Genomic DNA, 12,451 nt, shown 5'->3' on the forward strand with positions numbered 1-12,451 from the left:
TATCTCAGGACTATTGGACTTCCCTCACGTAGCGAACAGGTAATGCATAAAAATAAAACTGAATAATTGTTGTACCCGTTTCTATTGAAGTGTTATCCCCAAAAAATCCTAAGCCATATCCGCTGGATCCATATGATGATGTCCAAAACATGCCAACATTATCCTGATCCATAAAGACATTTCTAAATGCCGGATCACTACTACTTGAAAATGACAAATAGCCAGGATATGAAAAATTAAAGCCACTTTCTCCACCCTCGATCAGGGCTTCTTTGGCATAAGCAATTCCACCATAGGAATTTACTAAAGCATCTACCTCTTCTGCTGTGGGCAAACGCCAACCTTCGGGTGCACTGGTTTCTGCAGTATATATATCATATAATCGTCCATACTTTTTTCTATCTTCTTCAGTATCAACTGCATGACCATCTTGAATAACTGCCCGGTAGGCATACCCGTAATACCATGAACCATTACCCGGATTTGCAGCGTAGTTAAAATTCTCAGCCATCCATTCCAGTCCATTGATCTCCGTAAATTTGTAGGTTTGATTATCTCGACTATCTTTAAACATCCCCCACTTTCCTCTGAATCGGATATCGACTGTATCGACTGACTCATAACCATCAATGACTACTTTCCAGGTCAACTGATAGAGCGAATCGGCAATCCCTTCGACTAAAGAATTAGGGTTGTCTATATTATAAAGTACAGCCTTGTCACTATTTCTGATAACTTCCCACCCCCCGGTCGCTCCGGCAGGTAAGAATCCTTCCAGGTTGAAGAATTTTCTAACAGCTGCTTTATCATTTTTGATATCCAGACGATCTGGGCCGGCATCGGCTTTCAATTGATCAGTTCTAAAAGTAATTTCCTCATATTCCTCCTTTGAGCCATAGGTAAGGACCCATCTTAAGGTATATGCAGAATATTCCTTGCCAATGAATTCTGCTTCACCAAGCTGATCATTTTCTATCCGGCCGTCAGATCCACTTACAATCTCCCAGTGCCCTGAAGCTCCAAATTTCGGTTCTTCAGCTTTCAGGTAATGAGATACGTTGTTAAATAAGGTATCCACATCAATAGCAGGGGAAAGAATAACGGGCTCCATAGCTTTAAAGGAAACAGTAATGATTGACGCTTCATATTGGTCGCCATTACTTATCTCCCACCCTAATTGGTAGGATTCTCCGGGTTCTCCATAAAACTTAGTCCGTGGATCATTTACATCTTCAAACCTTCCGTTTTCTCCAATATAAATTCTCCATGTACCGATTAATGGCTTTTTTACCGGAACAGCATTTAATTGAACAACATAGCCTTCATTTTCTATATCAATAAAGCTGGGCCCCGCATTTGGATTAAGGTCAAAAACTTCCTCATCCGGTGAACATGAATTGGCCAGAAATATGAGTAACAGAAATAAATATTTATTGCAAATTATTTTCATCAAACTATCCTTTCGCATAATTAATTTATTATTAGTACCCAACATTTTGATCTGAATTACTTAACAGCTCGTTTGCATCAATTTCTGATTGAGGTATGGGAAAAGTCAGGCGGTAATAATCTGCATCCTGAGCTGTAATAGTCATTTTGACCCAATGGTCGCCACTGCGATTAAAAGGTAATTGACGGCGTTTGATATCATTCCATCTGAATCCTTCACCAAATAATTCCTTGCGTCGCTCAAGCAATATTTCATCAATTAAAGTTTGCCCGGTAGCCGTACTTTTAATCACTCCAGGATTTGAGCGTTTCTGAATATTATAAAGGAGGTTTTGCGCATTAGAATAATTTCCTAATTCTGCCTCAGCCTCAGCTTCGATCAGGATCATTTCTGAGGCTCTGATACATATTCTTTCTGCATTACCAACAGCGCTATTATGTCCGAATTTTAATACTAAATACCTGTCCGGATCAATATCATTTTGTTTTAAAAATAAGCCTTTCCGTGCATCGGCATTTGAGAATTTACTGACAAAATCATCATTGGCTCTTATTGAACTATATCCTGCAACCGGCCAGTAAAAAGATGGAATTGACAGGTAAACATTATTGTCTTCCTGGGTATAGGCTATAGTAAATATTGTCTCTGAGTTTCTGGCAAAAAAACCACTATACATTTCATTGATATCCATGAGGGTCATTCCCTCTGCAGCACTATTTGCCATTTCACTGGCTGATTCCCAATTTTGCATATCAAGATATGCTCTTGCCAGAACAGCCTGGGCTGCTCGCTTATCAAAAAAACCTTTATCAGTATTGTTTTCCAGTTGAGAGATAGCTGTTAACAGATCATTCTCAATTTGATCGTAAACTTCTGTTAATGTGGCTCGGGTAAATCCTGAATCAGTGTTTTCGGAATCAGTATTTAGCAAAATTGAAGGTGCTGAAGGATCTTTAACATATGCGACACTATACATTTGAGCTAATTTCAACATTGTATATGCTCTTAGAACTCTTGCCTGCCCGGTCAACTCATCTATCTGATCAGTTGTCGCGTCAGGTATATAGCTTGCATTATCGATGATCTTGTTTGCATCATGAATCAACTTATATCCTGACCACCAGGGATTGTCGACATAGGTATAGTTAGGTAAAACGTTCATTTGATACACCGGGACCCACCAATTCCAGTTATCCACTGAATTGATCATGATATCTTCACCCATGATGTCAGACATGATAGGATTATAAAGCCCTTCAAAATTAAAACTACTTAATTGATCGTATACCCCGATCAATGCTGAGTTGGCAGTGATATAAGAATCAAATACTTTATCATCGGAGATGGAATCTGTCGGTTCATGTTCCAGAAATTCATCACCACATCCGACAAGGATAAGTAGTAGAAAGACAGATTTTATAAGTGTTAATGTAAATTTCTTCATAGTATTAGTCATCAATTTTCTATAACTCTACTTTAAGACCAAGAGTGATTACTTTAGTGCCTGGAATGGTATTGCTAGTTGTTCCATTAATAGCCACCTCAGGATCATATCCTTTATATTTTGTCAGTGTGAATAGGTTTTCACCTGATACGAATGCCTTCAGGTTTCTAATCTTAAGTGATTCATAAATATCCGATGGAAAGTTATATCCGATGGTAATATTCTTTAATCGCAGATAAGATGCATCTTCGATAAACCTGGATGACATTTGATTCGATTCATCCATATTATTCTTAACATATCGGGGAACATCAGTATACCTGTTATTTGGAGTCCAGGCATTCAATGCATCAGTTGCAAGGTTTGAACCGGGCTGGGTTCCGTCATGCATATTGGTTGCATAATCATTGTTGTATACTTGACCACCCAGACTATAAAAGAAATACACACTTAATTCCAGATTCTTGTAGTTGAGACTATAATTCAATCCTCCGAATGCTTTTGGCAGGGAAGTACCCAGCCTTTTTCTTTCGGCGTCATTATAATCACTGGTAACTGATCTACCGGAACCTAACGGATCTTCATATGCGCTTGACGGCAATCCGGATTCCTCTCTGTCATCTGAATCTTCATTGACATACCACATTGGTCTGCCATTATCTGGATTTACACCTGCCCATTCACGCATATAAAACTGGTAGATGCTACTGCCCTCTTCGAGCAATTTGGTTCCAGAAACAATCTGCTCAGTGGTTAATTCAAGAATTTCGTTGGTATTGAAAGAAATATTGAAACCTATTGAACTGAAAACATTTTTATTTTCTATCAACCTGTAATTTAAAGCTGTCTCAAGCCCGGTATTTTTCATTGCTCCAAGGTTAGAAATAATTGATCCAAACCCGGTTCCTGCAGACAATGGTCGGGCAAATAAAAGACCATTAGAATTTCTGTTATAAAACTCGATTGATGCATCCAGCTTTCTAAATAAGTTAAGCTCAAGCCCGATATTCAAACTCTTGATCTTTTCCCAGCTAAGGTCCTGGTTAGCCAACTGAGTTGGAGTTAATCCAGGATATCCGCCATAATTCGCTCCACTGCCATACAGCCCTAATGAAGCATAATTACCAATATTGTTATTTCCTGAAGTACCATAGCTTACTCTCAGTTTAGCATTGTCAAGCCAGGTGAATTCAGGCATCCATTCTTCCTGTGTTATCTGCCACCCTGCACCAACTGAATAGAATAAGCCATATTTATTGTTCTTACCAAACCTTGAACTTCCATCCATTCGCGCACTGGTAGAAAAGAAGTATTTATCGTTAAGGTCATATTTTATTTGAGAGAGATAGGATGCCATGGTCCAGGAGTAAACACCACTTGCAGGTTGTCCTGGTTTTGATCCCCAGACTAATTCAGGTCTTCCCGGGACAGAAAAATCAGTCACACCGGCAGATAGAACAGAAACATCCTGACCAAGAGCTTCCTGTCCGATTAATGCTTCGAAATACGAGTTATTAGTAGCTTTCGAGTAGGTTAATATATTTGATATATTCCACCCGAAATTATCAGTATTAGATGTTGACGTACGGCCATTAACTCCGGCTCCATTTCCATGATAAGGGTTATAATAGTTTAAGCCGTTGTTAATGCTGTTATCTATTCCTGCTGATGTTCTGAAATTGAAAGAAGGAGATATTTTTACATTTAAATAAGTATTGACGACAGCTCTTTTTGTATCATACTTATATTGATCAAGTTCGGCTAAACCAACCGGATTAAAATCAAATACTGCTTTATTGCCCCACTCATAATCACCAAATTCATTATAAACGGGAGATGCGGCATTGATCACTTCAGCTGATCGGACCGGGTTTGCTCCTCCTGATCCACTTGGAGGCGCATTGGTCTTCGAATAAGATAAGTGAGAATTTAAACCTGCTTCCAGGAAATCATTGATCTTATGAGAAACGTTTATTTTATTTGAAATTCTTTTGAAATCAGAACCTAAAGTGATTCCGGAATCACTAAAATAACCTAGTGACAAGAAAACTTTAGTTAAATCTGATCCCCCGGAGATACTTAAATTATGGTTTTGAATGATACCATTCTTATAAATTTCATCGCGCCAATCTGTATCGGTAAGAACCTGAGAACCTGGTATAAGTTGCCCGTTATTATCTAATGGGTTATCCACACCAAATGGATTGTATCCAACGGTTTCTTTTACATTGGCATGTGCATAAGCTCTGGCATCATCAATAGATTCTCCATCAATTAATGCCTGATTATAGAGACCCATCCATGAATGCTCAAAAAATTGAGTTGAATTCATCAGATCGTATCCCTTTGAAATTCGTTGAGAAACTCCCATCTGACTATTAAAGCTAATTTTAGTTGATCCGGATTTCCCTTGTTTGGTTGTGATTAATACGACTCCATTTGCTGCCCTGGAACCGTATAGTGATGATGCAGCAGCATCTTTAAGAACTGTTATACTTTCAATATCGTTGGGGTTGATATCTGTTATTGATCCGGACATTGGGATTCCGTCAAGCACAAATAATGGCTCACTACTTGCGCTTAATGAACCAATTCCACGAATTCGAATGGTTGAACCCGAGCCTGGTTGTCCGGAACTACTTGACACCATCAGGCCAGGTGTTGTTCCTTGTAGCGACTTTTCAAAAGAGGTGACCGGTCTGTTTTCTAATACTTTTTTGTCCACAACTGATGCTGCTCCCGTGTAAGCTTCTTCTGTGGTAGTACCGTATGCTACTACCATCACAGATTCCAGTTCCTGAACAGTTTGACTTAAAGTAACATTAATAACAGACCTGTTTTCAACAGGAATAACTTTTGTTTCTGTACCGATAAATGAAAAGACAAGCTTAGAACTTTTGTCTGGAACACTTAATGTATAATAACCATTGATGTTAGTCACGGTACCTTGACTAGTTCCCTCAATGACAACATTTACTCCGGGTAAACTTTCTCCATTTTCATCTTTTACATTTCCTTCTACTGTAATCGACTGAGCGGAGACAAAATTCACCCCCAGAAGGCAGAATAATAAAAGGCAGCCTATTAGTCTTTTCATTATATAATAATTTGGATAAGATTTTATTATTTTGGGTTAAGGCAGATAGTTGAATTGAGAATAATACCCGGTATGCTTTAAGACACACCGGGATATTATTTCAATCATACTAAACCAATCGTATTAAAGCGCACATGGTGCAAGTAGTTGATCTATTGCGGTATCTCGATCCATTTCTGTCCAGTTCATGTAGAATTTAGCTACACGTGTACCATTCCAGTTTTCAAAATCACCACTTTTGATTTTAGTAAAAATGGGCTCCATAGTACACATTCCAACATTTTCATCTAAAGGCATATACACTCTTAGATATTCCTGATAATTCTTAAAATTATTTAAGGAAGGAAAAGCATTGAATTCCGTCGCTTCCTTTATATCCAGAAATAAAGTTGAAAGATCAGTCATACTGGCAAATCCATCAACTCTTACCGGACCACCAACTTCAAATGGGCCTATTCCGCCACCACCTTCAGTTGGAGCTTGAATGGTTAATCTAACATTCAATGCATTCTCAAGCATATTAAACCCATCAAACCAGTTGGTTTTTTCAGATATATTTATACTCGCATTAGAATATGCTGATGCTCCCGTTGAAACCAAAGCATTGAAGATGCTGATATTGTCAATATTTGATCCGTTATTAGAAAAATCAATATTTGCACCAGTCATTTCGGTAACATTATTGAATGACTCAATAGATGTTATTGCACCATTATTGATCACTTGAATGTCGCCACCAATAAATGTTAATGTCTCGAAAGTTGGAAGTGTAGTTAATCCACTTCTTTCAGTTTCATTCCAGAAAATTGAATTATCATTAAAAGAAACACTTAACTCTCCATCAATAGTTTCAAGATTAGGAACTTCAATAGCCATTAATCTTGCGTTATACTCGATTATAAAGTCTCCTCCTATAGTAGAAGCGGCAACTGATATTTCAACGATCTTTGTATACTCTACTTCAAAATCACCACCGATTTCACCAAATGATATAGCAGGTACATCTCCAACATAAGAGATCAATACATCGTTTGATACATTAGTAGCTGAAAGATCGAGGTAATTAATTGCCCCATAGAATAAATATTCAGGATCATTTGCCCAATAACCATTGATATGTAGCTCATCTACCTGGTCAAGTTTTGCAAATGATAATGTTGTTAACATATCATTACTTTCAGTGAAAAGCTCACCTGACACAAGTACTAATTCGTCAGTAATTACCTCTGTTAGCCCAGTATTAGATACGATCTCAAAATCACCTCCAATTGATGAAAGCATTGATAGATTTAAAGTAGCTTCAGTATTAACTCCTGTAATGATCAAATCTTCACCAACGCTTTGCAGGCTTTCCATGGTAATTGTAGTACCACCGTTAATTTCAAGATTTTTTCCTATTAACTTTATTCCAGTAAGGTCCTGAATGTTGTCATCATTATTAATAACAACTTTACCAGTAACGATAGTCGCACCCTGAGCTACTAATGAATCATAATCAGCTGCTGTAATTACATTACCATAATATACTGCGTTAGCATTTTCAGCAATTTCTTGTTCTAATAATTGTAGGTCGGCTACAAGATCAGAGTTTAATGCAGCAAGGCTTGCTTCAAGATCAGCAATGGCAGCAAGAAGTGCTTCTTGTTGAGCTTGCTCCAGATCATCAACTTTTGTATTTAAATCATCAATCTGATTTTGCAGATCTTCAAGATCGTCTTTTACACAACCAGTTGTGATTAAAATGAAAGATAGCACTAGACACCAAAGTTTAATTTTCATAAGTTTAAGTTTTTAGGTAAAAAATTGATTTGGTTTGTTCTAGCAAAGTACTTAACACATTATCAAAGCAGGTTTCACTTACAGTTTTGTTGTACCAATGCATGAATTGGCACCATGTTTTAATTGATACCTTCAATGTTATATTCTGATAATCAACTTATTAATAAGAGAATTTTAAATATTGGATGAAACACAAAATTGCACATTTTAATTAAATGTGTTTTAGAAATATTATAGTTGAGTAAAAGTTACTAGTCAATATTTTGAATTCTAGTGATGAATTTTAACAATTAGAATATTGAATAATTTGAAGATTCATAAAATTATTGATGAGGTATTATTCAGGAAGACTGAATTAAAACTGAATCTGAAGGTGGTTATTCAACTTGTTGCATTGAAAAGCTCTGAAGAGAATGGCAAATAAAAAAATCGTGAGAAAAACTAAAAGCACCATAAATATTTATGGTGCTTTTTCACATTTAGACTCTGTAATTTTCAATAATTCTTATATCGATTAACCAAATAGATATAAATACAAATAATACTAAACCAAATAGCAGTCCCAATTCCAAATGCGAATATTCTCCAATTGCTTAGTTCATCAATCATAGTCAGTGAACTGATATTATCAATAAAAATTAATATGATGAATATAAACCCGAAACTGACTTTATCCTTTAAAAAAAGCTTACAAGATTTATTTTTCATTTCTTATGATCCCTTTCCATAATTAAATAAACCTTAATAGTCATTTACTTTATTACCCTGAAATAATATCTTCATAAAAAAGCCAACTTATTTATAAGACAATATTTACAGATACTTATTTTCTATTTGCCAAAAGTATTAATTTGTATTTTGAGGGGGATGTCAATTGATTCCGATATGTACCAATGCATGGTATGAATCATAATTCAAATCTGGTACGCGAGTTTAATTATGTTAAATCTTACTAAAGTTATATATAAATTAACAATGGTCATATTGAGTTATGTAAGAACATTAAATAGTTAATTGATAAATCTATCCCATATTTCAATCTTAGTTTTCTTCTTCAATATGTTTTATATAGTCTGAAGGAGTATAGCCGGTATACTTTTTGAAAATACGGTTGAAAGTTGTCTTTGAATTGAATCCAGCTTGTTCGGCAAGGTAATTTAAGGTGTGCTTTTTGTAAAATCCTTGTTTGATCAATGATTTAGCTTCTTCAAGACGGTATTCATTCATGACTTCATAAAAGGTCTTATTGTAATTTTTATTAAAGACCTCAGAAATTCGTTTATAGGTAATTCCGGTAGACTCCACAAGATCTTGCATTTTCAGATCATTGATCAAATAGGGTTTCTCAGAAGAGATATATTTAGATAATTCTTCATAATCCTGATTATTCTGGGATGTTACTTCCCGCTTAACCTCTTTATTGCCTGACAAGTCCACAATTTTCCTGATATCTTCAGATTCTGAAAAAAGTTCTGGTCTATTGATAGTAAATATTCCAAGAACAATGGTAAAGATCGTTAGTCCGCCATAGAATACTTTAAAAAGGTCAATGAAGATTTCAATGCCTAAAATATCAAAAATTACCCCAGTTGTACCGTTCATCCAGAGAAGAATATTAATAACAACAAATAACCTTAACCAGCTCAAAGTTTTCAATTGAAACGCTGATAGGTGCTTTTCTCTGAAATACTGGAAATGATGGATCATTCGAAGACAAAAAATACTATAGAATATACCTTGTAGAACAATTACAATATTAAATATGACTTGTGTAGTTGAAAACCAGGCTGGCATTCCTTCTTGAAGCATTCTTCTCTTTTCATCTGCGGATTCTGTAAAAAAAGGCAATAAGAATAACAAGTATAAAACTGCAGGAATATAGTGCAGCATTTGCAAAAATGGCTTCTTTATGTCCCGATATAAATAATTCCGTAGATATAGATACATCAATGGGAAAAACAATAAGGCAAAAACATCAAACAATGCATAAAAATGGGGGTATTCATTAAAAAAGGCAGGTGATTGAACAATAAATACCATTACAGTAACCGACCAAGAAAACACAAGTGCTCCCAGAATTCTATTTGGAAAAAAATTACCCGGATAAAAAATCAGGTACATTGATAAAAGGAAGGACAAAACCGCTCCCATCATCAATACCAATTCAAAATAGTTATCTATAATCATTATTGAGTTAAACCAAAAGTGCAAATAATAGCTTAGTTTATTAGATTACTTTTAGATCAATTTAATTCTAAGCTACAATATTTATTAAATCAGGCATTTTTCAAAAATATTCACAAACATTTGGTTATACTAATGCGACTATTATATAAATATTTTATTTTTCCTTGAAGTATTTATACTTAATTATAATGATTTTAATCATTGAAAAATCATTCATAAACCATCTCAACATCATCAATAATCAATGTACTGCCAATAGCCCCGGCAAATTCTGCACCACCAAAACTTGAAGATGCTACGAAAGTAATGTGTGTTGGGAGCACAAATTCTACAGAATCCATACTAACATATCCGTGATCTGTTGGCTTCATATAATCCGGAAAGCTATTGTCCAATTCTCCATAAGTGAATAAAACCTCTTTATCTACTAGGCTCTCAATAAGATCACCACTTCTAAACCATGCAGTGGCTAATCTTTCGGTTTTTCCATTTGAACGAACTTCCAGTAAAGCATAGATATCCAGCATATCAGAATACGGAAGAAGATTTCCATTTTTGTCTTTATTTTCACTTCCGGGCTCATATTTATATTTAAATTTTAATTTCACTGGTCGCCCTATGAATGGGGTACCAAATTCTATCGCTGCCTCCGGATCTGAAGGATCTATTTTATCAGAATTGAAAACACCTGTAAAAATAGAACCGGCTGCTATTGGAGCTCCAAATGTAGACCCTAATAATCCATTATCCAGGGTGATCATTTTAGCTGCAAGGTTATTGTTACCCAGATCTTCTTGAATGGTAGCTAATTTATTTAATATCATTGTCCCTTTATTTCCTGTACCCCATATAGTATTTGCCGCGCTTTCTCCTGGCTCATAATACTCCGAAGCTGTTTGATACCACGAATTAAGATCTCCGTTTTCAAGCTGAGGTGTTGATGAGGCTACAAAGGCTGTGATTGTCCAGGTGGAAACAGTCCCATCTTCAGCTGTAATTATGATCTGATCAGAATCAGTTAAATTCAAAACATCACCTGGGTTCTTATTGGATGAAGCAAAGGATGAAATTTGCAGAGTTTGAATTTCAACTTCTGTAAGGTCAACTCCCCCGGGAATTTCGACTTCTACAGTCTTATCATTTCGATTGATCACGGCATTTTTAGCCTGATTCCTAACAACCAGATTCTTAATATTTCCTTGATCTGACAACCCAAAAAAATCTTCATCCACACAGGAGAAGACAATTAAGCTAATCAATACATAGTACAACTTTTTCATGGGAATATTATATTATTTATTAGCTCCAAAATAATAAGCCAATCCAAGTTGGAGTGATAAAAGATTAATATTAAAATCAACGTTTTGTCTGATAACCCGCGAAGGCTCATTATTATTAACCTTGCTTTCTTCTACATTTAATTCATATCCCAATACATCTAATTGTACCTCTAAAGCAAAGGCTTCCATAACAAAAAAGGTAAGACCTGGACTTAATCCAATGCGAAAATTATCATCGGTTCCATATATCTTTTCCACCTCATCGATTTTTTTAATGTTTCTGATTAGCGTATTACTCCTTCCAAATCTTAATTCAAGTTGTGTGAAAAAGCTTAAACGTTCATTTTTTGTTAATGGAACCGATGACCGGAAATTAGGAATAATAGCAAACCCCCTTGTAATTGAATTTGACTGAAGGGTATCAGGATCACGAAATACTTCGCCCTCAAATTTACTTTGATAATAATTAAATGAAATTCCAGCCATACCAAAATTACCCGTATAATACCCTCCTTTGATTAGTATGTCATAATTTAAACGCTCACCATCAATTACCTGCTGAAAAATATTATTAGTGTTAGTTAATTTTCTATCTTCTAATGAAAATGACAAACCTACATAAAAATTTCTCTTTTCAAATGGTTTGAATCCCTCATTATAATAGCTTGATAACAATTCGTATGGGGTATATTTAATTGTATCCTGATTATTCTGAGAATGAATTAGAGTGGGGGTAATAATGATTAAAACAGTAAAAAAGATAAATGTTAGAAAATATTCTTTTTTCATAGAAATGAAATGATTTACAGTATGAATGAACACCCAATTATTACTTCAAGAATTTACATTATTAATTAGTATTTTACAATCATCCCTTCGACAGTTTTGTTTTTGAATATAAAAAAGCACAAGATAAACTTGTGCTTCACTATTAAGATTAAATTGAATGAATTATCAGGATTCTTCTTCTCCGACTTCTTCTCCCTGAGTAGTTACAGAACCTGTACTGGCATTACCATAAACAGGAGTTTCGTTTCTTAAAATATCAATTACTCTGGCAAAATTTTCTGCTGTCATATATGGTGTTTCCTGACGTTTACCCTCGAAAGTTGTGAAATAGAATTTGCCCAGATCAATTTTCGGATCCCAAAAAGCCTGGTATCCTTTTAACTTAGTCCATCCGGTAGTTCCTTGCGCATAATGTGGCATAGTTG

Annotated in this window: 9 protein-coding genes; 1 reads left to right on the forward strand and 8 read right to left on the reverse strand. The window is 35.4% G+C overall.

Going from position 1 to position 12,451, the window contains the following annotated elements:
- Positions 1 to 10: 10 nt before the first annotated feature.
- From HH304_RS07940 to HH304_RS07955, 4 genes are all read right to left on the reverse strand, one after another.
- Positions 11 to 1,468: an FISUMP domain-containing protein gene (locus tag HH304_RS07940; RefSeq protein WP_169679946.1), complete on the reverse strand. Its 1,458-nt coding sequence runs from the start codon at positions 1,466 to 1,468 to the stop codon at positions 11 to 13.
- A 13-nt stretch (positions 1,469 to 1,481) separates the two neighbouring features.
- Entirely contained in the window at positions 1,482 to 2,894 is a 1,413-nt protein-coding gene (locus HH304_RS07945) for a RagB/SusD family nutrient uptake outer membrane protein (protein ID WP_169679948.1), read from the reverse strand.
- A gap of 19 nt (positions 2,895 to 2,913) precedes the next feature.
- Positions 2,914 to 5,991, reverse strand: a complete 3,078-nt coding sequence (locus HH304_RS07950; RefSeq protein WP_169679950.1) for a SusC/RagA family TonB-linked outer membrane protein — start codon at positions 5,989 to 5,991, stop codon at positions 2,914 to 2,916.
- Between the two features lie 123 nt (positions 5,992 to 6,114).
- Positions 6,115 to 7,770 carry a coiled-coil domain-containing protein gene (locus tag HH304_RS07955; RefSeq protein WP_169679952.1) on the reverse strand — a complete coding sequence of 552 codons (1,656 nt, stop codon included), beginning with the start codon at positions 7,768 to 7,770 and terminating at the stop codon, positions 6,115 to 6,117.
- A 298-nt stretch (positions 7,771 to 8,068) separates the two neighbouring features.
- Here HH304_RS07955 and HH304_RS21225 point away from each other — a divergent pair, with 298 nt between their 5' ends.
- Positions 8,069 to 8,194, forward strand: coding sequence for a hypothetical protein (locus HH304_RS21225; RefSeq protein WP_271711551.1), 126 nt, complete (start codon positions 8,069 to 8,071; stop codon positions 8,192 to 8,194).
- 617 nt (positions 8,195 to 8,811) lie between these two features.
- Here the strand turns inward: HH304_RS21225 and HH304_RS07960 are convergent.
- From HH304_RS07960 to HH304_RS07975, 4 genes are all read right to left on the reverse strand, one after another.
- The gene (locus tag HH304_RS07960; RefSeq protein WP_169679955.1) at positions 8,812 to 9,957 is read right to left on the reverse strand and encodes a helix-turn-helix domain-containing protein; all 1,146 of its coding nucleotides are present in this window, start codon (positions 9,955 to 9,957) and stop codon (positions 8,812 to 8,814) included.
- A gap of 209 nt (positions 9,958 to 10,166) precedes the next feature.
- Entirely contained in the window at positions 10,167 to 11,237 is a 1,071-nt protein-coding gene (locus HH304_RS07965; protein ID WP_169679957.1) for a PCMD domain-containing protein, read from the reverse strand.
- 12 nt (positions 11,238 to 11,249) lie between these two features.
- Positions 11,250 to 12,026, reverse strand: coding sequence for a hypothetical protein (locus tag HH304_RS07970; RefSeq protein ID WP_169679959.1), 777 nt, complete (start codon positions 12,024 to 12,026; stop codon positions 11,250 to 11,252).
- Positions 12,027 to 12,191: 165 nt separating this feature from the next.
- On the reverse strand, positions 12,192 to 12,446 hold the full coding sequence (locus HH304_RS07975) for a hypothetical protein (protein WP_169679962.1): 255 nt from the start codon (positions 12,444 to 12,446) through the stop codon (positions 12,192 to 12,194).
- Positions 12,447 to 12,451 lie beyond the last annotated feature (5 nt).

This window comes from Marinigracilibium pacificum (assembly GCF_012926615.1).
Classification (GTDB): Bacteria; Bacteroidota; Bacteroidia; order Cytophagales; family Cyclobacteriaceae; genus Mangrovivirga; species Mangrovivirga pacifica.